Annotated in this window: 23 protein-coding genes, 9 tRNA genes and 2 riboswitches; of the genes, 4 read left to right on the top strand and 28 right to left on the bottom strand. The window is 44.7% G+C overall.

Translation table 11 applies throughout. The features are described 5' to 3' along the window. Positions 1-58 precede the first annotated feature (58 nt). Positions 59-158: riboswitch (SAM riboswitch) on the bottom strand. Positions 159-370: 212 nt separating this feature from the next. Next, positions 371-473: riboswitch (SAM riboswitch) on the bottom strand. Between the two features lie 91 nt (positions 474-564). Genes V1499_RS04200 through V1499_RS04175 form a run of 6 tightly spaced genes read right to left on the bottom strand, consistent with a single transcriptional unit; the run spans position 565 to position 3,669 of the window. After that, entirely contained in the window at positions 565-864 is a 300-nt protein-coding gene (locus V1499_RS04200; protein WP_409274036.1) for an iron-sulfur cluster assembly accessory protein, read from the bottom strand. Positions 865-897: 33 nt separating this feature from the next. Beyond that, positions 898-1,626 carry a hypothetical protein gene (locus V1499_RS04195; protein WP_409274035.1) on the bottom strand — a complete coding sequence of 243 codons (729 nt, stop codon included), beginning with the start codon at positions 1,624-1,626 and terminating at the stop codon, positions 898-900. A gap of 31 nt (positions 1,627-1,657) precedes the next feature. Beyond that, complete coding sequence (locus V1499_RS04190) at positions 1,658-2,284, bottom strand: class I SAM-dependent methyltransferase (protein ID WP_409274034.1); 627 nt, start codon at positions 2,282-2,284, stop codon at positions 1,658-1,660. After that, complete coding sequence (locus tag V1499_RS04185) at positions 2,284-2,487, bottom strand: DUF3951 domain-containing protein (protein WP_409274033.1); 204 nt, start codon at positions 2,485-2,487, stop codon at positions 2,284-2,286. Before V1499_RS04185 ends, V1499_RS04190 begins: the two co-directional genes overlap by 1 nt. Positions 2,488-2,512: 25 nt before the next feature. After that, a complete protein-coding gene (locus tag V1499_RS04180; RefSeq protein WP_053365348.1) occupies positions 2,513-2,890 on the bottom strand; it encodes a PH domain-containing protein in 378 nt (125 codons plus the stop codon). A 17-nt stretch (positions 2,891-2,907) separates the two neighbouring features. Beyond that, positions 2,908-3,669: an NRDE family protein gene (locus V1499_RS04175; protein WP_409274031.1), complete on the bottom strand. Its 762-nt coding sequence runs from the start codon at positions 3,667-3,669 to the stop codon at positions 2,908-2,910. A 120-nt stretch (positions 3,670-3,789) separates the two neighbouring features. Between V1499_RS04175 and V1499_RS04170 the strand changes: the two genes are divergently transcribed. Both V1499_RS04170 and V1499_RS04165 read left to right on the top strand, forming a co-directional pair. Next, on the top strand, positions 3,790-4,356 hold the full coding sequence (locus tag V1499_RS04170; protein ID WP_409274030.1) for a membrane-spanning protein: 567 nt from the start codon (positions 3,790-3,792) through the stop codon (positions 4,354-4,356). A 13-nt stretch (positions 4,357-4,369) separates the two neighbouring features. Further along, a complete protein-coding gene (locus V1499_RS04165) occupies positions 4,370-4,939 on the top strand; it encodes a hypothetical protein (RefSeq protein ID WP_409274028.1) in 570 nt (189 codons plus the stop codon). A gap of 299 nt (positions 4,940-5,238) precedes the next feature. On the opposite strand, the gene yhbH is transcribed toward V1499_RS04165, so the two are convergent. The 7 genes from yhbH to queG all read right to left on the bottom strand — a co-directional run bounded on the left by yhbH (position 5,239) and on the right by queG (position 12,719). After that, on the bottom strand, positions 5,239-6,408 hold the full coding sequence (gene yhbH / locus V1499_RS04160; RefSeq protein WP_409274027.1) for a sporulation protein YhbH: 1,170 nt from the start codon (positions 6,406-6,408) through the stop codon (positions 5,239-5,241). Between the two features lie 210 nt (positions 6,409-6,618). Continuing rightward, positions 6,619-6,816, bottom strand: coding sequence for a hypothetical protein (locus tag V1499_RS04155; RefSeq protein ID WP_409274026.1), 198 nt, complete (start codon positions 6,814-6,816; stop codon positions 6,619-6,621). Between the two features lie 88 nt (positions 6,817-6,904). Further along, complete coding sequence (locus tag V1499_RS04150) at positions 6,905-8,800, bottom strand: PrkA family serine protein kinase (RefSeq protein ID WP_409274025.1); 1,896 nt, start codon at positions 8,798-8,800, stop codon at positions 6,905-6,907. A 349-nt stretch (positions 8,801-9,149) separates the two neighbouring features. After that, positions 9,150-9,899, bottom strand: coding sequence for an oxygen-insensitive NADPH nitroreductase (gene nfsA, locus V1499_RS04145; protein ID WP_409274024.1), 750 nt, complete (start codon positions 9,897-9,899; stop codon positions 9,150-9,152). 136 nt (positions 9,900-10,035) lie between these two features. After that, positions 10,036-10,512, bottom strand: a complete 477-nt coding sequence (trmL, locus tag V1499_RS04140) for a tRNA (uridine(34)/cytosine(34)/5-carboxymethylaminomethyluridine(34)-2'-O)-methyltransferase TrmL (RefSeq protein ID WP_409276221.1) — start codon at positions 10,510-10,512, stop codon at positions 10,036-10,038. A 95-nt stretch (positions 10,513-10,607) separates the two neighbouring features. Continuing rightward, on the bottom strand, positions 10,608-11,495 hold the full coding sequence (locus V1499_RS04135) for an amidase domain-containing protein (RefSeq protein ID WP_409274023.1): 888 nt from the start codon (positions 11,493-11,495) through the stop codon (positions 10,608-10,610). 90 nt (positions 11,496-11,585) lie between these two features. Further along, positions 11,586-12,719 (bottom strand): tRNA epoxyqueuosine(34) reductase QueG, encoded by a 1,134-nt coding sequence (gene queG, locus V1499_RS04130; protein WP_409274021.1) that lies wholly within the window; start codon positions 12,717-12,719, stop codon positions 11,586-11,588. A 106-nt stretch (positions 12,720-12,825) separates the two neighbouring features. Between queG and V1499_RS04125 the strand changes: the two genes are divergently transcribed. Beyond that, positions 12,826-13,497 carry a B3/4 domain-containing protein gene (locus tag V1499_RS04125; RefSeq protein WP_409274019.1) on the top strand — a complete coding sequence of 224 codons (672 nt, stop codon included), beginning with the start codon at positions 12,826-12,828 and terminating at the stop codon, positions 13,495-13,497. A gap of 178 nt (positions 13,498-13,675) precedes the next feature. Here V1499_RS04125 and V1499_RS04120 read toward each other — a convergent pair. From V1499_RS04120 to V1499_RS04105, 4 genes are all read right to left on the bottom strand, one after another. Continuing rightward, positions 13,676-13,746: transfer RNA gene (locus V1499_RS04120), tRNA-Gly, on the bottom strand. A gap of 317 nt (positions 13,747-14,063) precedes the next feature. Further along, positions 14,064-14,405 carry a hypothetical protein gene (locus V1499_RS04115; RefSeq protein ID WP_409274017.1) on the bottom strand — a complete coding sequence of 114 codons (342 nt, stop codon included), beginning with the start codon at positions 14,403-14,405 and terminating at the stop codon, positions 14,064-14,066. 274 nt (positions 14,406-14,679) lie between these two features. Next, complete coding sequence (locus tag V1499_RS04110) at positions 14,680-15,330, bottom strand: YdeI/OmpD-associated family protein (protein WP_409274015.1); 651 nt, start codon at positions 15,328-15,330, stop codon at positions 14,680-14,682. Positions 15,331-15,374: 44 nt separating this feature from the next. Continuing rightward, positions 15,375-15,827: an SRPBCC family protein gene (locus V1499_RS04105; RefSeq protein ID WP_409274013.1), complete on the bottom strand. Its 453-nt coding sequence runs from the start codon at positions 15,825-15,827 to the stop codon at positions 15,375-15,377. A 182-nt stretch (positions 15,828-16,009) separates the two neighbouring features. Between V1499_RS04105 and V1499_RS04100 the strand changes: the two genes are divergently transcribed. After that, positions 16,010-16,396 carry a nuclear transport factor 2 family protein gene (locus V1499_RS04100; RefSeq protein ID WP_409274011.1) on the top strand — a complete coding sequence of 129 codons (387 nt, stop codon included), beginning with the start codon at positions 16,010-16,012 and terminating at the stop codon, positions 16,394-16,396. Positions 16,397-16,465: 69 nt separating this feature from the next. Here the strand turns inward: V1499_RS04100 and V1499_RS04095 are convergent, their stop codons facing one another. The 11 genes from V1499_RS04095 to V1499_RS04045 form a co-directional block, all read right to left on the bottom strand. After that, the gene (locus tag V1499_RS04095) at positions 16,466-19,591 is read right to left on the bottom strand and encodes a S8 family serine peptidase (RefSeq protein ID WP_409274009.1); all 3,126 of its coding nucleotides are present in this window, start codon (positions 19,589-19,591) and stop codon (positions 16,466-16,468) included. 650 nt (positions 19,592-20,241) lie between these two features. After that, positions 20,242-21,660, bottom strand: a complete 1,419-nt coding sequence (locus tag V1499_RS04090; RefSeq protein ID WP_409274007.1) for a short-chain fatty acid transporter — start codon at positions 21,658-21,660, stop codon at positions 20,242-20,244. Positions 21,661-22,072: 412 nt separating this feature from the next. Continuing rightward, positions 22,073-22,258, bottom strand: a complete 186-nt coding sequence (locus tag V1499_RS04085; RefSeq protein ID WP_409274005.1) for a hypothetical protein — start codon at positions 22,256-22,258, stop codon at positions 22,073-22,075. Between the two features lie 398 nt (positions 22,259-22,656). Then, positions 22,657-22,738, bottom strand: a tRNA-Leu gene (locus tag V1499_RS04080). A gap of 28 nt (positions 22,739-22,766) precedes the next feature. Further along, positions 22,767-22,841 (bottom strand) — tRNA-Cys (locus V1499_RS04075). 6 nt (positions 22,842-22,847) lie between these two features. After that, positions 22,848-22,922: transfer RNA gene (locus tag V1499_RS04070), tRNA-Gly, on the bottom strand. A gap of 5 nt (positions 22,923-22,927) precedes the next feature. After that, positions 22,928-23,002 (bottom strand) — tRNA-Gln (locus V1499_RS04065). 21 nt (positions 23,003-23,023) lie between these two features. Then, positions 23,024-23,099 (bottom strand) — tRNA-His (locus V1499_RS04060). 15 nt (positions 23,100-23,114) lie between these two features. Continuing rightward, positions 23,115-23,188, bottom strand: a tRNA-Trp gene (locus V1499_RS04055). Positions 23,189-23,195: 7 nt separating this feature from the next. Next, a tRNA-Tyr gene (locus tag V1499_RS04050) sits at positions 23,196-23,280 on the bottom strand. A gap of 7 nt (positions 23,281-23,287) precedes the next feature. Further along, positions 23,288-23,363 (bottom strand) — tRNA-Thr (locus V1499_RS04045). Positions 23,364-23,369: the final 6 nt, after the last annotated feature.

Below are 23,369 nucleotides of genomic sequence, written 5' to 3'. Positions count from 1 at the left end.
TTTTAATAAAAATACCTCTCCCGATAAGGAAGAGGTTGCTAGTTTGTTTGCGTTGCTCTCCTTATCTCTCAGGGATTCCCTGCTGGAATTGGCACAGTGCCGTTGGGCCTGCTGCCGAGGCTTCAAAGGGCCATTCCCTCCACCTCTCTTGATAAGAACGGTATTCAGTTTTGGGTATTATGAAAAGCGCAAGCGCCCGTTTAGCGCCGTATGGACTGGAGGGCCCCGATGGAGATAAAGGAAACACGATGAGCCTAGGCGAATCGATGTTGACTTATCGTAGCGAGGGGACCGAAGTACACTAGGCGCTGGGCGCTGGAGCTAGACAAAAAAAACCCTTCTCGATAAAAAGAGGGCGGCATCCGTTCTCTTCTTATCTTTCAGGCGCTTGCCCGCAGGAATTGGCACAGTACACGTAAAGGCCTGTTGCCGAGGCTTCAAAGGGCCGTTCCCTCCACCTCTCTCGATAAGAAATATACAATTTCATTTACTTTAGCGTATTGCAGTTGGAAAGTCAAACCCCTTTTTCAACCTGAGGGCGAAAGAAGTGCTTTTCGCCCGTACTTAATGATGATGGTGGCCGCCTTTGGAAGGGTTCGTGATTACAAACTCCTCGCGTGGGACGTAAAAATACTGAATCCAGACTCCATTTAAATATTCCTCGCGTGAATCGAGGATGATGTCGATATCCTTGTCCGTTTTAACGACTTCATCATGCTCCTTAGGCGTATCAAGGACTAGGTCATAGTGGGCATGGTCTCCGTGCATATGTGTGATGATGACCCGGAACATTTGGCCTTCTTCGGCAGTTTTAAGCATCTCTTTTAGTACTTTTGCGGCATTGCGGTTAATTTTCACTTTCATTTTCGGCAGCTCCTTTTACGAGAAATTTTGCTTTTATAGCTGTTCAGTTTCAAACAAAGTTGGATTCCAGCCCGTGTTCAACGCTTGTTTGGATGCCCATAAATTGCCTAGAAGCCTTGGAACCATTTGTTTGGACGGCAGTTGATTGTATTCCTGAAAGTAAACGAAATACAAAAGGTAAAGGAATGCATTCGTTTTAAGATGGATTTCCCTGAAATACGGCTCATTTTCGGTCACAGTCGCAAACGAACGCGTTTCCACTCCTGCGATGTACCGCGTTTCTTTCCCTTTAAAAATATTCTTCACAAAATGGATGTTCCCGACCACCGTTGGATCGTCCTCGCCATCCGCATTCGCAAGTCCGGCCTGTTTTTCCGCCGAAAAGCCATGAAGGTTATCCACTAGTATACTTGTATGGGCATACGCCTTATCGAACCCTTCATCCGCTGGCAGCAGCCCTTCATCCTCCAGCAGGCTGACAAGCGGGAGGGTTGTCCCATCTTCCACATATGCGGGCCTGGCTGTTTGTCTTGCCCATTTCAGGCCCGATAAACTCTTCGAGGTAAAAAAGGTCATAAAGTACCAATTTCCTTGGTCATCTTCAGCCAGCTGCAGAACCGGTTCACCCTTCCGGCGTAAAATGCGGAACCTGTCCGCCTTATCAAACATAAATCGCTCAGTATCCGATTCTTCCCAACCAGCCAGGTATGTAATCCCGGGCTTCTCGACCTCAACGGCAATGTGAATATAGTAGAAGAACATCCCAAAACACTCCTGGCAAAAAAGTCTCCCTCTACCATTCCCGAATGCCGGTGTTTTCACACATTTCCTCTATATTCCTGCACTCAATTACAAGAAAAAGGCCTTTGTAATACGTTCTCGTTTTTTCAATATGAATGCCAGCCTTCTTTATTTCTGAAACCGTGTCCCGGTTCAGGTTGCAGCCACCGCATATCCTTCGCCATACCGGATTAAGGAGGTCCTGCATGTTTGCGAGCAAGGGCTGGGGCATTTTCACATGCTCGTAAAACAAGATTGGCGCCCCCGGTTTCAAAACCCTTTTAATTTCCTTTAGCGCCATTTCCGGATCCGGAATTGTGCAGAACACTAGCGTTGCCACAGCCGCATCGAAAGCATTGTCAGGAAATTCAAGCCGTTCCGCCGATTGCTGCTGGACTGAAATAGGTACTTTCGCTTCGTTAATCCGGTGAGCGGCCCTTTCAATCATAAAGGGGTCAGGCTCGATGGCTTCAACCCTCTCCGCTTTTGTGTAAAGGGGGAAGTTGATTCCCGAGCCTGAGCCGATTTCAATCACGATTCCTTCCGCTTTCTCCAGTAGAGCCTTCCTGATTTCTTTAAATGTTCCATTCTCCAAACCTTTCATCCCTGCATCGTACAAGGCCGGAAACCATTTTCCCATTACCCATTCCCCTTGTTGTCCCCTGAACCCTCATCCATGATGATTTCCACATTTTCACGAAAAGCAGTCGGCGAGTGCCCGGTAATTTCATCAAACGGGGTATATGATGGGGTAATGCTTTTCTTTTTGAAAAGAACCTTATAGAATGCAATCGCAACAAGAACAACAATTCCAATTGAAAACAAGGAAGGCAAAATGCTCATAATTCATCCCCCTTAATTTGAATTTTTACTTAAGCACATACGCCGCTAGCACGCTTTGGAGTTCATAAATGTTCAGGCTTTTGTTGAACTGCTTCTGCAGCGGCATAGGGCTGCCTGAAACCCAGATCTTCAGCTCGGCATCCAGGTCAAAACTTCCCGCCGTTTCAATGCTGAAATGGGTGATACTCCGGTAGGGGATGGAATGATACTCCGTCTTTTTCCCGGTAATCCCCTGTTTATCAACTAGAATGAGCCGCCTGTTTGTGAAAATAAACATATCCCTGACAAGCCGGTACGCTTTCTCGATTGACTCACCCGGCGCGAGAACCTTCGCATACTCCTTTTGTACCTCCGGAAGGCTCACCTCCGAAGCATTGCCCATCAATCCATCCAAAAATCCCATCACGAATCACTCCTTTGTTAACTTAAAGGCAGTTTAAACCTTTTCTCGGCAAATTCTTCCCCATCATAAACCCTTTCGGTGTAGGATAATTCTTCATCGCCCATTAACAGAACAGTGGAACACCGAGTGCCATATCCTTCACTCTTAATAAAAAGCGGCGAGAGAACCCGCTCCCATTCAAGCCCGATGCCTGTATCCGGCAGCTCCAAATCCGGGGCTGGCTCCGCATGGCGCAAAAGGTCGAACAGCGCCTGCTCCAAGTCGGCCGCATCCTGCTTAAGCAGCTCTCCAAGCCCTTTTTTCCCCCGTACAACCTTTGGCCACGGCGTATTAAGAAGATGGTTACTGACGCCATGGATCCCCGGCTTCACTTCCCGCGCCACCCCCTCCATATTGGAAAAATAGTAAAGGCTTTTCCCGTCGTCCACGAGCAAATTATAACCAGGATACAGCTTCCCTGTTGACACAAGGCCGGCCATATAGTCGGCTGATGCCATCCCGCCCCTTAAAAACCCGGCCACAAGTTCCCCGCGTGACAGCTTTCCTACGGCATTCATTTGTTTAGGGTCCCGGTAATTCGTCAGCGCGGCAAATCGGCCATCCTTGCTGACCCCCATCCAGGTCCCCATCTTTTCCAAATCCCGCCCAGCAAGGATTCTCGGCTCATCCTCCCAGAAATCCGCCGCGGCTGTCGGCCTCTTATAGCTTTCATCCCGGTTCGCCGCCACAACCAGCCTGTACCGCGGATGGACTTTATACGCAAATACAATGAGGCACACCCGATTCGCCTCCTTCTAGTCTCTTACACCAATAGTATCCCATTTTGGTAAGGAATGTATCATGTTTTTGCTCGGATTAGGCAATACTAATCGATACTGACCTGCATGAGGTGAAAACGGATGAAACGCAAATGGATCATCGGGCTAAGCTCCCTTTTTATCGTATTCATGGCCATTTTGTTTATTTATTATTTTAAAAAAGGGGACGACTCCAGATGGCAGGTAGCCTTAGGAGGGATTGCCGTAAGCGCCCTGCCGCTGCTTCTACTCCTTGCCAAAAGAAACCCTTTCAATCTTCCGTTAATTTTCGGCTATTATATAGCCATTTTCTGTACGACCTATCTCGGTTCGATTGCGACATTCTACTTAAAGCATAAATGGTGGGATTCAACGATTCATTTCTATAAAGGAATCCTTGTCGGTTTAATTGGTATTGCCCTCTATAAGCTGTGGGTTCCCGAAAGTGCCAGGAAAGCCGTATCACGGCCAATCCTCTTCTTATTTATATTTTCGCTGGCAGTTTCGTCGAGTGTACTTTGGGAAATATATGAATTTACAGGGGACCAGTTTTTCACCCATACAATGCAGCTCGGCGGCAACAAGGACACGATGTATGACTTGCTTGCCGGAACTGGCGGAGGCTTTCTTGCGGGAATTTATGCCGCCGCGAGGAAGGTACATTTGTAGAGGAGGCGGTTGAATGGGCCGCAAGCTTGTGATTATTTTCAGTCTCATTTATATGTTGTTCATGGCCTGGCTTGCTTTCCGCTTCCAAGCCGAAAAAGATTCATTCAGGTTTTCCGTGGCCGCCGCAGGAATTGGCTGCGGCGCGGTTCCGCTAATTCTGGGCTTTTTTATCAAATGGAAATTCAATCTCCCGCTCGTCCTGTCCTATCTTATCTTCCTCTTTGGCTCACAATACCTTGGATCGATAAAGGGATGGTACGGCCTTGGCTGGTGGGACACTTTCCTCCATGCGATTAGCGGGGCGATTCTCGGTTTTGCCGGTGTCGCGCTTTATGAACGAATGATTCATCGGGATGCTGGAAGGCTAATCTCTCCGTGGTTCGTCTTTTTATTCGTCTTTACCTTCGCCGTGTTCGGAGGCGTCGTCTGGGAAATCTACGAATTCAGCTCAGACCAGCTATTTGGGATGGACTTGCAGGGAGGCGGCAACAAGGATACAATGATTGACCTGATTTCCGATACACTCGGCGGCCTAGCTGTCGCCATTTGGGCTGGGTTGAGGACTAAAATCAAGAAAGGTTGAATACAATGAATTGAAAAAGCCAGCGTTTTGGCTGGCTTTTTGAAAACACATATGAATGTATAAAATGTGTCTAGCTCTAGCGCCCAGCGCCTAGTGTACTTCGGTCCCCTCGCTACGATAAGTCAACATCGATTCGCCTTCGCTCATCGTGTTTCCTTTACTGTGGGAGGGTGCTCCTGCGCCATAGCATATTCACGGAAGCGTATCTTCAGCTCGTCGCAAAGCTGCGGGGAAGTAACTCAGGCAGCTGCTTCCCTCCAGTCCATACGGCGCTAAACGGGCGCTTCCGCTTTTCAATATCACGCGTATTTCTTTTCCTCCTCATTGGAAAAGAAGCTTTTCATTGCATTAAAGACGTCCGCTTTTTGTTTAAGGATATAATGCCTGAACTTCTCATTTTTAATATTTTTATAAGCGGTCATCAATGTCGAGTGGCGGTTATACTGGTTGACCTCGCCGTAGCCGAACATATTCGAGACCTTCATTAATTCCTCGACAAGCTTGACACAGCGGGCGTTGTCGGAGGTAAGGTTATCCCCATCCGAAAAATGGAATGGGTAAATATTGAATTTTAGGGGATCGTATTTTTTCTGGATAAGTTCTAATGCCTTTCGGTATGCGGAAGAACAAATTGTCCCGCCGCTTTCACCTTTTGAAAAGAAATCTTCTTCTGAGACAACCTTCGCCTCCGTATGGTGGGCGATGAATTCGATCTCGACTGTCTCGTATTTTGTCCTGAGAAAACGGGTCATCCAGAAAAAGAAGCTCCTCGCCATATACTTTTCCCATAACCCCATCGATCCGCTCGTGTCCATCATCGCGAGAACTACAGCTTTTGAATCAGGCTTGATGATTTCATTCCATGTCTTGAATTTCAGGTCTTCATTGTAAATTGGGTGGAACCCTGGCTTGCCCTGCATCGCATTTCGTTTAAAAGCCGAAATCATCGTCCTTTTTTTATCAATATTACCCATCAGCCCCGTCTTTCTAATATCATTAAACTCAATGTGTTCAACGACATGCTCTTCCTGTTCCTTCCTCTTCAAGTTGGGAAGTTCAAGCTGCTTGAACAGGGCTTCTTCGAGTTCCATCATCGATACTTCCGCCTCAAAATAGTCTTCCCCTGCCTGGTCCCCTGCACCCTGGCCTTTGCCGGGCCCTTTCTTGTCGCCCGACCCGTCCCGGGCAACAACATCGCCTACCTTGGACTTGCCATTTCCCTGGCCGACATGCTTGTTTTTATCATAATTATAACGAATTTTGTATTCATCCAATGAACGAATTGGAATTTTAACAACATCGCGGCCATTTGACATAATAATGCTTTCCTCGGTAATCAAGTCTGGAAGATTATTGCGAATCGCCTCCTGGACTTTTTCCTGATGCCGTTGCTGGTCATCTTGGCCTTTTCGGTGGAGGGACCAATCTTCCTTTGAGATCACAAAATGGTGATTGTTCTCATCGATCATTCCAAACCCCTCCCTTATTCAGTTTGTACCGTAAAATTACAAATAGTTCACATTTGGCTCCATAACACTTCAGTAATATTGGTTACTCTATCCTATGCCATACTTGTGGATAATTTACAAATTATTTCGAAAATTGTCCCCGGAAGATTTTAGGTAATCTATTGACAGTTTGATTATTCTAGGCCACAAAAAATAAATATCCCCCGCCATTTAGCGGAGGAAATCATCTTTCTTCACATGCTGGATTGGATCGGGATTTTTATCGTAATCCTCTTTTAATTCCTTGTTGGAGCGGCGGTTTTCCATTTGTTTGCCGAGATTTTGAATATCTTCCATATTAGGGGCCATTGAACCGTTATCTGGCTGGTAGTCCTTATCCAGCCCAACCTTTTTATCCTTTTTATCCATCGGTTTCACCTCTACCGTCCTTTTCCCCGTTTTTATTTTTCATAAACTAAGAGCCGGAAAAACAATCCGGCTCTTTGAAATGAGGATGTTAACGGTTCAGGAGGCTTCCAACATACCTGAGCAATTCGTTTGCCGAGGTAGAATTATAGCCATGCTCATCAATGAGGCGTGCCACAACATCATTGATTTTCTTCAGCTGCTGCTCGTCAGGAGTCTTCGATGAGGTCGTGATTTTGACGACGTCCTTCAGGTCAGCAAACAGCTTCTTCTGGATTGCTTCACGGAGGCGGTCGTGCGAATTGTAATCAAACCGTTTCCCTTTCCTTGCATAGGCCGAGATTCGGATCAGCACTTCTTCGCGGAACGCCTTTTTCGCATTTTCCGAAATGCCGATCTGCTCTTCAATCGACCTCATCAGCTTTTCATCAGGCGATATTTCCTCCCCTGTCAGCGGATCGCGCAGTTTTGCCTTGTTGCAATAAGCCTCCACATTATCAAGATAATTGTCCATCAACGTCTTGGCGGACTCCTCATATGAATAGACAAATGCCTTTTGGACTTCTTTTTTGGCTATCGTATCGTACTCTTTCCGTGCGAGCGAAATGTAATTCATGTACTTTTCACGCAGCTCGGCGGTAATGGATGGGTGCTGGTCGAGTCCGTCCTTCAATGACCGGAGCACATCGAGAGCGTTAATGGAGGCAACTTCCTTTCGAATAATCGTTGATGAGATCCGGTTGATGACATACCTCGGATCGATGCCGCTCATCCCTTCATCTTGATATTCCTTCTTCAATTCATCGACGTCTGCCTGATTGTAGCCTTCAACGCTTTCTCCATCATAAAGCCTCATTTTTTTCACAAGGTCGATGTCGCCCTTTTTCGGCTCTTTCAGCCTTGTTAGAATCGTAAACATCGCGGCCACCTTCAATGTGTGCGGCGCGATATGCACATCGGATACATCGCTTTCCCGGATCATTTTTTCATAAATGCGTTCCTCCTGTGAAACCTTTAGGTTGTAAGGAATCGGCATGACAATGATCCTGGAATGGAGCGCTTCGTTTTTCTTGTTTGAGATGAACGAACGGTATTCCGTTTCATTCGTGTGGGCGACGATTAGCTCGTCAGCCGAGATAAGCGCGAACCTTCCCGCCTTAAAGTTCCCTTCCTGGGTCAGTGAAAGCAGGTGCCAGAGGAATTTCTCATCGCATTTGAGCATTTCCTGGAACTCCATCATTCCACGGTTCGCCTTGTTCAGTTCGCCATCGAACCGGTATGCCCGTGGGTCGGATTCCGAGCCGTATTCGGCAATCGTGGAGAAATCGAGGCTGCCGGTCAAGTCGGCGATATCCTGCGATTTTGGATCGGACGGGCTGAAGGTTCCAATACCAATCCTCCTGTCCTCGGAAAAGAAAATCCGCTCAACCTGGACGTCCTCAATCCGGTCTCCATATTCCTGCTCTAGCCGCATCATGTTAAGCGGAGATAGATTCCCTTCAATCCGGATTCCATATTCCTCGTAAAAATCCTTCCGCAAATAATGCGGGATGAGATGAAGCGGATCCTCGTGCATCGGGCAGCCTTTTATTGCATAAATAGCGCCGTTTTCGGTATGGGAGTACGCTTCAAGACCGCGCTTCAGCATCGTGACAAGCGTCGATTTACCTCCGCTGACCGGCCCCATCAACAGCAAAATCCGCTTGCGGACGTCAAGCCGTTTAGCGGCGGGATGGAAGTACTCCTCTACCAGCCTATCAAGCGCCTCTTCAAGGCCAAAGAGCTGCTGGTTGAAAAATTCATATGTCTTTTTGCCCTTTTCCTTTACTATCCCGGCATCTTTAATCATATTATAAACCCGGGAATGGGCGGATTGGGCTACCCATGGCTTTTCTTTTAATAGCTGCAGGTACTCGGCAAACGTGCCTTCCCAGCGAAGTTTTTCTTCCTCTTCTCTGTACATCTCGATTTTTCTTAAAATATCCATAAAGCAAAGCCCTCCCCCTGTCGCTTAAATCAGAGACGATTACTATACTCTATGCGGGGACTGATTTGAACATGCAAATGGGCTGCTAGGAAAAATCTGGACGCCTTTCAAGAAAAAACAGGTTAATTCGTTTCCAGAATGGCCGAGTTACGCTATAATGAATATGTATATTGATTCGAATTGATTTTCCAGGACAAAGGGGGCTTACATAACATGCGTCTGCTTTTAATATTGGGTGTCAGCGCTGCATTCCTCGCAGCCATCTTCACGTCCGGATACAATGATAAGCCGGGTTCGAACAGCAAATAATGATACACAAAAAGCTGCCATCACCGGCAGCTTTTTACTGTTACTTTAGATTCAATTTATTTTTGTTGACGAATTCCTTCATATACATTCTGCTTTTCTTTTCAAGCATTCCTGCGATTTGGCCGCTCCATGTATCGCTGCGCTTCCCGGAAGTCCGTTCCTCATAATAGGCGGCAATCTCCCTGTCGTATTCTTCAATTTCCCCCATGTAAGTCTCAAGGTCCTGTTCATAGCGATCTTCATGGTATAGATGCCCAAACGGCAGACGCGGCTTTTTCCCCGGATCTTGTGCCGGATAGCCTACAGCCAGTCCGAATAGCGGAATGACACGTTCAGGTGTCGATAATAGTTTCTGCACCACGTCCAAATTGTTGCGAAGGCCTCCGATATAGCAAATTCCAAGTCCCATCGATTCCGCCGCAACGGCTGCGTTTTGCGCCGCGAGCGCCGCATCAATGACAGCGACCATGAATTTTTCGGTGCTTTCTATGGAATCGAGCACTTCTCGGCCTTCCCTTTCGCCGATCAGGCTGTGCCTGTATAAATCCGCGCAAAAGACGAAAAAGTGTCCGTTTTTTTCAACATATGCCTGGTTTCCGGCAACCTCCGAAAGCCTACGCTTCTTTTCCGGGTCCTTTACCCCAATTATTGAATACGCCTGGATGAAGCTTGATGTTGAGGCGGACTGGGCGCATTCGACAATCGTTCTGATTTGTTCGTCCGATAAAGGCCTGTCCTCGAATTTCCTTATCGACCTATGTCCAAGAATAGTTGAAATTGTTTCATTCATTGCAAACACTCCCCCTGCTGCGAATAGTGGTAAGAATGGGCGGATTAAAAAAGTACCATTCTGAAAAAGCTGAAACGCCATTTTATGCGTAACGTTTCAGGTGAACCAAACTGAAAGAAGGCCAGCCAGGCAGGACCTACATCAATCCGGGATAGTTTTGCTGCCTCAATGCTTCGTAAACGAGAATTGCCGCTGTATTTGACAGATTAAGCGAGCGGATATGTCTGTTCATTGGAATTCGCAGGCATCTCTCCCGATTGGCTTCGATTACTTCCTCTGGAAGGCCCGTCGTTTCTTTTCCAAAAATAAAATAATGATCTTTTTCCGGATCGCTGAAATCAAAGAAAGAGAAGGGCTTCTCGCCGAACTTCGTTATATAGTAGAATTCCCCACCATCAGCCGCGCGGTAAAAATCGTCAAGCGAGTCGTGATAGACAAGCTTCACATGCTCCCAATAATCGAGTCCTGCCCGTTTCAGCTGCTTGTCATCCGTCGAAAAACCAAGCGGCCGGATTAAATGGAGCCAAGCCCCCGTTCCGGCGCACGTCCTTGAAATATTGCCGGTATTCGCGGGGATAAGCGGCTGGTATAGCACAACATGTACTGCCAAGATGTTTCACCCCATACTTTATGTAACGAACGCCATCATCGGCGCCCGGTTTAATAAAAATTAACTCCACCCCGTTATTATACCACTCAGCCTTTTCCTTACAACCATTCGCGGCTTTCATCGACAATCGTATAAAATTTATATTTGATTTTTGGCGTATATGCAGAAGAATCCGTGTACTCCCAATACCGCATCCTGCTGTTGTACGTATGGGCGTTCACGAGCGGCATCCCATACGCGTCTTTGGCAACAACCATCGTATTATGGTCGAAGCGGCCATCCCCCTGGAAGTCATAGCAAATCACATCACCTGGTATAAGCGCATCCGGACTTCCGACTTCCCTTGCTCTCAGGCCTGTTTTCGATCCTGCCAAATACCAACGCAGCGAATTCGCGACCGCCCAGCTATAGCTATAGTTGTTGCCGCGCATCCACCACCCCTGCCCACGGTTCGGATAGCCCCGCATCGGAGCCCCGCCAGCGTATAGGCATTGCGAAATATAGTTTGTGCAATCAACATCGAATTTTTTAAAAGCTGGATTATACGAATTCCACCAGCGCTCTGCATATTGGACGGCCTTCCTTCTATCATAAACATACGATAAGCGCTCTCTGGCACCCATCTCCAAAGACTCTGCATCAGCAGAAAAGGCTGCTTCAAGCCGATCCGGAACAACTTCGCAATCATCCGCAAGCGTTCCCCTTTGGAAGTTCGCCTCCCTTATCTCGACTTCCTCCTCGAGGTACAAGTGTTCCTTTTGCTTAATTAGGTGCTGAAAATGGACCTCATACAAAACGGTCTGCCTTTCCCCGCTGAACTGCTGCCTAAGTATTTTTCCCCGCGCGTATGTTTTGACAATCACCGCATTCCGGTCGGCACATGCCTGGATTTTCCGTTCGTCCTTTTCGTCCATAAGCCGTTCCGCCTTTTCCACCACAAACCCGTTAATCCTTTTTTCGAGCGATGCCTGAAGAGCATCCCGCATAACCTCGCCTCCTTTCCTACCATACATATGAAACGAGGCTGGAGTTTAGTTAATCATTAGGAACAAAAAAGGACGGCGCCATGGCCATCCTCATTCTTCTATCATACTGATTCCTTTTTCTATTTCCGCAAGCACTTCCGGATCCTTTTCGGAAGTCTTTGCTTTCTCCAAAATAAATGATGCTTCCATGCCGCCGATTTTTCCAAGCGCCCAGGCCGCGGTCCCCCTCATGATGGGGCGTGGATCCTTTTCAACAACCTCTTTCAAATCGTCCACAGCTGTTTCATCCTTGAAGTGGGCAAGCGCAAGGATAGCGTTCCGCTGAATCGGCTTTTTGCCTCGCCATGAACCCGCAACCTTGCCGAACCGCTCTTTAAAGTCACGGTTGCTGATTGCCAGGATGGGCTTCAACAGCGGCTTGGCCGTCTCCGGATCGGGCTCCATTTCCGGATGGAAGTGGTAGTCCCTTCCCTTATTTTCAGGGCACGCCGTCTGGCATGAATCACAGCCATAAATCCGGTTCCCGATTTTCTCGCGGAATTCCTCCGGGATAAACCCTTTGGTCTGTGTTAAAAAGGCGATGCACCGCTGCGCGTTGAGCTGGCCTCCCTGAACGAGCGCGCCTGTCGGGCAGGCGTCCAGGCATTTCGTGCATGAACCGCATTTATCCTCCATTGGCTTATCCGGCTCGAACGGAATGCTTGTGATCATCTCGCCAAGGTATACATACGAACCAAATTCAGGGGTAATGATCGAACAGTTTTTCCCGCTCCAGCCGATCCCGGCCCGTTCCGCAACAGCGCGATCCGCGAGCTCACCTGTATCAACCATCGATTTCAGCTGCACTCCAGGCACCCTTTCGGAAAGGAACTCCTCAAGCTTTGCGAGCTTGTCCCGGAGGATATGATGGTAATCAAGACCCCAAGATGCACGGGCAAAAATCCCGCGGCGCGCGCCTCTTTTACTTTCAACCCTAACGGACATTTTCGAAGGGTAGGCCAGAGCGATGGCGATAATTGATCGGGGCTTTTCAAGCAGTTTGGCGGGATTTGTCCGCTTTTCAATATCCGGCTCTTCAAAGCCCGACTGGTAGCCAAGCTCCTGCTGGCGGATCAGCCTGTTCTTCAGTTCATCAAACGGATCGGCTGTCGTAAAGCCGATTTTATCAATCCCAATCTCCTTGCTGTAGGCGATTAGGTCTTCCTTCAACTGGCGGTAATCCATGTTCAACCCTCCTTCCGATTTGGCATTTTATATAAAAAGTCATTGAATACAATTGCTACATCATTATATGATAAACTATTTTCAGGCAAATTTGGAGGTGTATTACTTGGAAATCAGCATTTCAAAAGAGCTTTCTGAACTCATCCCCGGTTTTAAGCTCGGGATCATCCAATACAGAAACATAACGGTCGGAGAATCGCCGCAAATGGTAAAAGGGAGGCTGCAGCTTTTTCAGGAATCCATTTTTTTCGATTTGGAGGATAAGAATGTAACCGACCTCGAAGGGATAAAGGAATGGCGGTCCATATTCAAAACAACCGGCAAGGATCCGAACCGATACAGGCATTCCGCCGAAGCGCTCTACCGCAGGGTCCAAAAGCAAAATTATCTTTCTTCCGTGCAAAGCGCGATTGATTTGAATAATTTCTTTTCGCTCCAATACCAAGTACCGATTGGCATATACGATGCCGATAAGCTTGAAGGCAACATTGAAATCAGGATTGGCCAGGCTGGCGAAGAGTACCTTGGGCTAAATGGAAGGTCGAACTCCCTTGAAAACTTGATCGTTTCGGTTGACACTAAAGGGCCATTCGGAAGCCCGTTTGTCGATTCGGACAGGGCGCCAGTCACACCGGAAACCAGGAACGCGTTGCAAATCGTATATCACCGTCCTTCCCTCTCGAGTGAAGAAGCGGGGAAACTGACGAAATCACTTATGGACATGTTCATTCAAATTCACGGCGGGGAAGGTTACTTTGAGGTAATAGGGAGAAAATAATATTCCGGGCATTTATTTTTCCAGACGTTCAAGACATACAGCGACGGCAGCTGGAAGCTAGTTAGAAGCTATATCGAAGCCGGCATTCCTTATGAAAATTTAGCCCGAATCCCTGCTGGAAATTAAAAAACGCAATGCCTCGTCGTTTACGAAACACTGCGTTAGTAAAAAAGTTAAGAGCGGGTGATGGGAATCGAACCCACGACATCAGCTTGGAAGGCTGGAGTTTTACCATTAAACTACACCCGCATAGTAGAATCTTAGCGGATTTTGTCGAAAAAAATCAAAATGACAATATTCATATTACTCCTTGTTTACAAAAGTGTCAATAATATTTCTTAAAAATTTTTTTCGGGAAGAAAATTAAGTAATTATCGTACTCTTTGTTGACCTTTGTACGATAAACCATGAATTAGGTTGTGTATTTACCATTGGAAGAAAAGATGGACATTCCTCGGAGAAGCTATTGTAAACAAGTAAATAAACTTGCAAAAAACCCATCAGATGTAAAAAAAGCTTTCTGATGGGTTTTATTTTGTTAAATAATAAGTATTTTTTCGGTGCCTTTAATCAAATGGATATTTCTGCACCCCATTTACTTTGCTTCCCCTTACTGTGGCAGGAGAATTATGCATCGATCCTTCACCAACTACAAAAGGTTCATCAGACTTCTCTCCCCCACGGATAAATACATCTTTATAACCTTCAGCGGATAAATCAAGGAAAGCTCCAGGCGCAACCAGTTTTCCATTGCCTGTAACTTTTAAATCCGCCTCGGTTACAGCTCCAGCTCCACTTGGCTTGTTTGCAACATAGCAAAAATGGGCAGAAGCAACAGCAGCCGTTGAGAAAGTAAAGACAGAAGACAGGACCAGGATACGGACTAAACTTTTTCGTTTTTTAGCCATTAAAAAAAATCCCTCACATTCCTCTAATTTAAAGAACGATTTTGTTCTTCATTTAGAATTATAAATGTTACCACTATGGAAAACAACAAAATGTTTTCCGTGTTTTTAATTCTATTTACTGCTCACTCTTAATAGACATCCATAAAAGAAAAAAGCCAATTGGATTACATGCTTTCCAATGGGCAACTGTCTTACTTATTTTTCATTTTGTATTATTAAATGGTCATTTAAGAATCAGTCGTATAAAATTATGGTAAGCTATTCATATGTTCATTTACTTCTTTTTCTGCCTATACAAATCAACTGACTTATACCCTTGTGATAAGATTTCAACCATTTGCTCTTGGCGGTTATCTCGCGTTTTCTGCTGCTTGGCGGAAAAAATGAAACGGGCCCAATCCCTTTGATAGCCTGGCGTTAACTCCTTATAAAATGCTAGTTCATTGGGGAACTCAGATAATAACGCTTCTATATCTTTTACATTTTCCTCATAATCGCCTACACATTGGCTTGCCGCTGATGACTTTTGAGCTTTCTTTTTTTCACGCTTCAGTCCCACGACAGTAAACACATCATCCATACTAACCATACGCGAAAATTTTAAATCGCTGTTGTCCACATAACCATCCTCGCCTACTTTCATTGCTGGAAAGATTTCATCCCGGTGAACAAAGGTTTCATATTTTTTATTCCCTTTTTTTGGATAGGCAAAAAACAAGTAGCCTTTTTCAAGTAATTGCTGTTCTTTGATTATTGTTTGTGTTTGGTTTACCATTTCGTCAATTGTCTCCACAAAAACGAAAATAGCATCATGGTCTCCAGTTAATTCCGTTTTATAACCATCAAACAAATCATAATCACTCGGTTGATTTAGAACAGCTAAATTTTTATACTTACCAAGATTTAATTTATTTATAATTGTCATGTTTTACTCCTTTATCTCCTTATTCATTGGCCTTTTGAATCAAATCATTTCTCCATATAACCTATAAGCAAATCTAAGTCTTTTTCACAGGCTTTTTTAAAAGCTCCAGCCATCATTCTGCCGAAAAATTTAGCGAAACCAGTAAGCCCATTTATTTCTCCGCTTAATATAATCTCTGTTTGATCATTTGAAGGTGTAAGTATGTAGGTAAACAAAAATTCTCCTTTCCCTGTTGTTCCTTTTGTTCCATCACAGCGAAGGACAATTTTATTCGGTTCATGAAGTTCCACAACTTCAAAATGTTCAGTCGCCACTTTCCCAAACATCCTTCTTGATTCCTTCCACTGGCTCCCCACCTGCATTGGCCCATTATTCAATCGCTCTATTCCGACTAATCCTTGCATCCAATGCTGCGCAGAATCAAGGTCGAGCAAACTCTCGTACATGTTTTGCATGGATACCTTGGCGGTTCTATTTACTTCAAAACGAATACCCACCCTATTTCCTCCTTAACACAAATCATTATCCCTTGTTATAGCAGGGATTTGTCATACTACTACATTCAACATACAATGCTTGTTTACCTACTATTGTTCCTCGTTTGACTAAAATTTGTATATACCTTAAACTTCTCTTAACTCTATTATAGGTTAATGCTTGCCATGAAAGGATAGTTGTTATGAATAATGAATCCAACCTCACCCTAAAGGAGATAGCTGTTTCATTTCTACAGCTAGTCGCATCAGGAAAAGTCCGTGAAGCATACCAGAGCTACATAGCTCCAGAATTTCGCCACCATAACCCATATTTCCGTGGAGATGCCAATTCGCTCATGAACGCCATGGAAGAAAATGCAGTCCAAAGCCCCCAAAAAAGACTTGAGGTCAAACTAGCCGTTCAAGACGGAGATAAGGTTGCGGTTTACTCTCATGTAAAGCAAAAACCAAATGATCTTGGAGCGGCTGTTGTTCATATCTTCCGTTTCAATGATGATAAGATTGTTGAATTATGGGATGTAGGCCAACCCATACCTGAGGATTCTCCGAATGAAAATGGGATGTTCTAGAGGATAGAAAAATTCAAAAGGCAAGCAGCCCCAATAAGGGTTGCTTGCCTTCTATTTTATAACCAATTTCTATTTCTTTGTATTTCCGTTGTTTCCGTTACTGCCCACTTTAACTGTGTTAGACGCTGCGTTTCCTGCATTGTCCACGGCAATGACTTCAACAGTTTGGCCGTTTTTCACTGGCTGCTCGAGTACGAAGGAAGTTTCTCCATTTACAAAAGGATTTTCAGAAAGAAGTTTTCCATCAACTTTTACATACCAGTAGGCGACGCCGCTTGTTTTATCTGAAACATCTACCGTAACAGTTTTCCCGTCTTTCTCAAGTGTGGTCTTTAGCTTTGGCGTCGTGACGTCAAGCTTTACTGGTAAAACAACTGTCTGTGGTTTGGCACCTTCATAATCCAGGGTTGCCTTCACCTGCAAGTAATATTGGCCTTCTGGAGCCACCTTGCCGTTATGCATTTTACCATCCCATGTCCAGTCGGAGAATAGGTAGTACATGGCTCCTCTGCCGCCGTCATAGTAATTTTTACGTACAAATTCTTCGGATGCAATTTCTTTTACTACCTTGCCATCAGCATTCAATACATTCAAATCGAATTTTTTGGCATTGCGGATCAAGGATAAAATATAAGTCGCACTATCGTTTTTACCGTCACCATTTGGCGAAATGGCAATCAAATTAGGGTTAAGCTCGCCAGTTGCCTGGTCAGTACCTAAATAATTGTACTTGCCGCCGCCTAAATGTGTCATAACGCCTGTGTATCCGTAGTAGGACATTGGATCCCAAGCTGGAGTGTCAAGGATTGGAGCCGCATTCCAGTCACCTTTAAAGCCGACGTAAGGAACAACCAAATCAGGATTTGTATCAGTTGGGTCGGTTAGTTTAACAAAGCCTTCCAACCAGTAGCCATTTGTAAAATACGATTTCAACGTTGAGTCCCATCCACTGACATCTACAGAGACTTCAAAAGTTGTTTTGCCTTTGGCAGGAACTTCGATTGTGTTGACTGCCTTTCCGTTAACTGTTGCAACCGCACCTAGATTCAGTGCACCAAATTGGTTCGGTACTGATACAAATAACCCACCGCCTGCATTAACTGGAGCATCCGTTTGAGCACTTGCACTAACATCATAGGCTACTGCGTTGTCAGAGTAGTTTTCCGCGGTTAACGTAAACGTTACAACATTGTTTTTTACTTCTTTCAAGGCAACTTTCGCTTCACCAGTTTTGGAGTCAGTCACGGTTACAGGTGTTGATAATGCAGCATGAAGCTGCATTAAGCCCGCTCCCTGTCGGCGTGGTGACACAGGCGCACCACTGAATAAAATCGGTTTAGCAGTATTTAACAAGAATTTCTTCGCAAGCTTTGAACGAGCAGCGCCTTGAAGGCTGAATTCATTATCTACTCTTTCAAGTACCAATGCAGAACCACCGGATACGTGCGGCGCCGCCATTGATGTACCGCTCATAATCTGGTATTCGTTATGGTCAGCAGTGGAGTAAATTTGTCCGCCTGGAGCAGTGATTTCCGGTTTGAAATCAAGGCTAGGCGTGATGCCCCAGGATGTAAAGTCGCTCATCTTGCCTGCATTACTGTTTGGTACGGTCATCTTACCGCCGTCGAAGCTCACACTTACAGCTTTGCCGGCTTGAAGGGCAGCCGCAAAGCGATCCCCATCCGCTTTTAACATGAATAATTGTGGAATCGTAATCGCAGCATCGGTTGCCATATTAACGGTTCCACCGGCATTGTTGTAAATAATTACTCCGGCAGCACCAGCTTTTTGGGCATTAAGGGCTTTATCAACAAACCCTATCTCACCACGTTGAATTAACGCAAATTTACCTTCCAAATCTTTTCCTTCAAGCTGATCAGGCTTTCCTAATCCTCCGTAAACCAATTCAAAGCTTGTACCCACTGTAGGGGCAGTCTGACCGGCTGATAGGAACATTACTTGTTCTGCACCGCCACCTTCAATTGAAACATTAGCCGCATCTACATCCATGTGTGTGTTTTCATAGGACGCAACAGAAATGGAGTCAGTGGATACACCAGGAGAACCTACAACGCCATAATCTGGGTTTGAAGCGTATGGGTGGAAATAACCGTTTCCAAAGTAAGTTGAGTTACCTGCAGAAATAGACATGACCACTCCGTTATCAACAGCACGTGTAACAGCCTGTTGTTCAGGTGAATTCGCATCTACGAACCCAGCAGTCGACCCAAGGCTCATATTTAATACGTCAGCGCCAAGCTTAATCGCATCATCAATCGCTTTAATATAAATATCGCCCCATGTAGATGCCTGCTCTTCGCCAAATACACGCAAAGCAAGTAATTGAGCTTCTGGAGCAACACCTTTAATGCCACCGTCTTCTTCGTCACCATTGGCTGCTACAGTTCCTGCTACGTGCATCCCGTGCATGCCTGTAACGGCATTGTCATCAAGGATGTCATCGTTCTTGTCCATGTAGTTCCAGCCGTAAGGGACCTTGTCATTAAAATACTTTCCTGGAAGGCTTGACTCGGCAATTTCATTCTCTACCGCACCTTTGGATATCTTAGCAGCAGAGGAATCACTTAATAGGAAGTCTTTATGCGAAGGGTCAACTCCGGAGTCGATGATTCCGACAACCATACCTTCCCCATTGTATCCGAAATCACGCCAAGCTTTCTGGGCTTCAACGAGTTCTTTGCTGTACTTCATATCCGGCTTTTCAGTTGGTAGATTATACTCGTTTGCGAGGTATACTTGTTTTACCTCTGACACTTCCTTGATTTTTTCAATATCACCGTATTTTACTTTCGCACTAAAGCCGTTTACGATCGCATTGAATTCCTGCTCGTATTTAATGCCAAGTTTTTTTCCGTTGATATTATCCTTTGCAGCCTTTTGCTTGTCTTTTGCAGCTTTTTCTAGCTGCTTCCGCTCAGCTTTGGCCAGCTTATCGTACTTTACGCCTTTCTTTGTTGCCGTTTCAACAGGCGCGCTCCCATCCAATTCAACAATGACACGAACCTCTTGTTCCGGGTCAATGCCTTGGTGGTCAGTCGCTGTGAGATTTGTTTTTGAAAGCGTCGGTTTATGTAAATCTAATTGTTCCGGTGTGATGTTGCCAAATGCAGCAAACCCTGTGCTGCCAAATGCTAACAAAATAATTAGGAATATTGCAGTAAATCTTTTACCCATGTTCTTCCCCCTTAATGTTTTTAAAAAAGAAAATAGCAGAGAATATCCTCCTTCCGCAGTATTCGACTGAAAAAATTAAATTTTCAGTATAATGATACTATACTAAATTCCTATTTTTGGTGGTAGCGTAAAAAGTCATAGGTCTTAAGTAAGTGATTTTTCGAATATAGAATGTTTTTGTAGGAAAAAAGCGAATGTTGTCAATTCAAGGGTTTTTTTAGACTTAATATCAGGTTTTTAAGTAAAAACTTTCGAGAAAAAAAGGGGAATTTCCCGAAAAATTATTAGACGTAAAAGAAAATAAGTTGTGGAATTAGGTATTTTGGCACGAGGAATTGATAATGAATTTAAATGGAATATTTATTGAGAGAAGAAAAAAAAGACTCTTCACGATTAAGTGAAAAGCCTTAATAAAGCAAAATTCTAGTCAATAGTTGAAACCTGTGGCCGGGGTATAATATGCCTTCTAACTCCTTCATATATAAGGGTTCATTGTGGACTTGTGAAAAATTTGTGTAAAATATCTTTTTCATTTTTTAATACTTTTTTTAAAAAGTCCAAATGATATATGTAATAAATTTGAATCTGGGCTGAATTTTGCAATAAAACACCTCGACCAGTATAAAACTGAGTCGAGGTATTAACATAAATTACTGGAAGACTGGAGCAACATACGGCAGTGTTTTTGCTAAAATCCAAACTAAGAAAAGTACAACTGGAACATGAAAAATCAATTGTAATATAGAGTAACCAGCGAGGTCCTTAGCCTTGATCCCCAATACTCCCAGTAAAGGTAACATAAAGAACGGGTTAACCATGTTAGGGAGTGCTTCTGTCGCATTATATACTTGCACGATCCAAGCCATGCTAACATTTAACTCTTTCGCAGCCTCGAGCAAGTACGGTGCTTCAACAATCCATTTTCCCCCACCTGAAGGTAGAAAGAGCCCTAGAACAGCTGAATAGATCCCTGCAATGACTGGGAAAGTATTTTCAGTCGAAATGGAAAGAAAGAAGTCTACTAATACATCGTTAAGTCCTGAATTCATTAAAATTCCGAAAATCCCTGCATATAATGGAAACTGTATAAGTACTCCACTAATAGCAGGTACTGAGTTAGATACTGAATTCAAAAAGTTCCTCGGTGTCCAGTGCAAAAGCAACCCAAACATTAAAAGTATGAAGTTATAATTATTGAGATTTAGTGCTGCGATTGGACCTACATCAGCCATTATGTATCCAATATAAAGAAAACCTAGAGTAACTAATAAGATCGTTAATATTGGGCTATATTCCAACCATTCTCCTGGTCTATCACCCTTCTTTTTTTCAAGAGATTCTATCCGGCTATAATCAAGACCAGCCATTTCCGCAGTCTTTGCCTTGTCCTTATTTGGTGCGGACACATATGCAAGCCAAACGGATAAAACAATTAGAACAACAATCATGACTAAGTTCTGCCAAGTGAAAATCGTTTCCGACATTGCAATCGTACCACTAATTTCATACAATTCAGGAGGAATGGAAGATTTCGTTGCCATTAATAATGCTGCTGATGAAGAAAGCCCTAATGCCCAAATACTTCCAAGACCTAAGAACCCTGCTGCTGCCATGGCTCGATAATCGACACCCTTGACTCGATTACTGATTTCTTTAATCAGGATACCACTAAACACTAAGCTAAATCCCCAACTAATTAATGATGTAACTAAGGCAAAGAATGCTACAAAAGCTACAGCTACTTTCGGTGATTTAGGAATTGTCGCCATCTTAGCAATGAGCTTATGAACAGGTTTTGAAGAAGCCACTACGTAGCCTGTAATAATAATAAAAGCCATTTGCATTGTAAAAGGAATCAAATCCCAATAGTGTTTTCCAAAATCGACCCCCACCTCGACAGGAGTCCTTCCCATTAATAAAGCAATTATTGCAACGATCACAACTGCAACTGCAGCAAAAATATACGCATCTGGAAACCACTTCTCACTCCAATTTGCTAAAGAAATACCCATACGTTCCAGTCTGCCTGATTGTTCCCCCTGTTTTGCGATTTTCTTCTCTTTTTCCAACAAGCACACACCTTTCTAATTATTTTCCAATTAAAATAATTTTAGAGTATGGAATTGTGTTCTTAATAATTGGAATATTAAAAAATCATTACTTCCATCTTACAATACAACTACTTAAAGTCAATTAGAAAAACTCGAGTCTTGTAAAAAAGTGTCGTAAAAATTGTCACCTTCTATCTAGTTTTAGTATGTCCCGAAAAAAATAGGTATGACATCCATATCTCGTGCAATTTTTGGGTTATGACACCAAATAAAAAGTCCAAAAATATTGCTTCGATTGGTATCGTTATAAAAAAATATATAAAAACGCTCAAGAACACTGATACACCAATGTTCTTGAGCTATATTACGGATATTACTTAACTAAAGCATTCAAAAATGATGGTGGGGTCGAACCGATACTCCTCACGGATCACGGGTTTTGAGTCGTGCCGATATGTATATACATTAAAAAGTCCGTTGAAACGGTGTCTACATCACGAGAAGCAATCCGAATGAGAACGGCTACGTTTCGGGAAAGTACCCTATAATAGCTAAGTATATCGACCGATGCAATATAATAAAAGTAATGTCCGGTAAACCTCGATAACCTGGACATTAACAACGCCCGCCACATTAGCCACGTATAACTTCCGCATCCTGCTCGATGTGCATTTTGCTACGTCAGCTTGTCCACTTAATGCACACTGCCAGTTACCTCGTATGTATAGGCGGCCACCTTAACGAGCGTAAATTCGAATTTCGCACTCCTTAACCCAAAGTTCTAACGGATTCCCTCAAAATCCAGATAATCGGAGCGCAGGCTGCAACAGTGCTTCGACATGTCCTCCGTCATAGATAGTTCGTTCTGGCGTCTAGTACAGGCCATAATGACGTCCCCATTACAGTGTTATTCGTTTCCACCGCGTACGATTTTAATTGCTGGATCGTTCCGCATAAACGAAAAAACGCCGTTCTACATCTTGTGTAGAACAGCGTCATTTCAACGTTTTCAGATACCGGTGGCCGGGGTCGAACCGGCACTCCTTTCGGAACACGATTTTGAGTCGTGCGCGTCTGCCAATTCCGCCACACCGGCATAATAAAATGAATTGGACTTTGTATGATGGAGGCGGCAACCGGATTCGAACCGGTGAATAAAGGTTTTGCAGACCTTTGCCTTACCACTTGGCTATGCCGCCGAATAATGGAGCGGAAGACGGGATTCGAACCCGCGACCCCCACCTTGGCAAGGTGGTGTTCTACCACTGAACTACTTCCGCATAAATGGCTGGGCTAGCAGGATTCGAACCTACGAGTGACGGAGTCAAAGTCCGTTGCCTTACCGCTTGGCTATAGCCCAATATCAATATTTAAACATAAATGGGGCGATCGAGGGGAATCGAACCCCCGAGTGCCAGAGCCACAATCTGGTGCGTTAACCACTTCGCCACGACCGCCATTATTGGGAAAATTGGCAGGGGTAGTAGGAATCGAACCCACACCAAAGGTTTTGGAGACCTTCGTTCTACCTTTAAACTATACCCCTGTATAAATGGTGGTGGGGGACGGATTCGAACCGCCGAACCCTGAGGGAGCGGATTTACAGTCCGCCGCGTTTAGCCACTTCGCTACCCCACCGAAAAAATGGTGCCGGCTAGAGGACTTGAACCCCCAACCTACTGATTACAAGTCAGTTGCTCTACCAATTGAGCTAAACCGGCATAGTG

This window comes from Neobacillus oceani (assembly GCF_046237595.1).
GTDB classification, from domain to species: domain Bacteria; phylum Bacillota; class Bacilli; order Bacillales; family Cytobacillaceae; genus Bacillus_D; species Bacillus_D oceani.
Note: the sequence above shows the minus strand (reverse complement) of the source record. Positions and strands in the feature narration are given on the sequence as shown.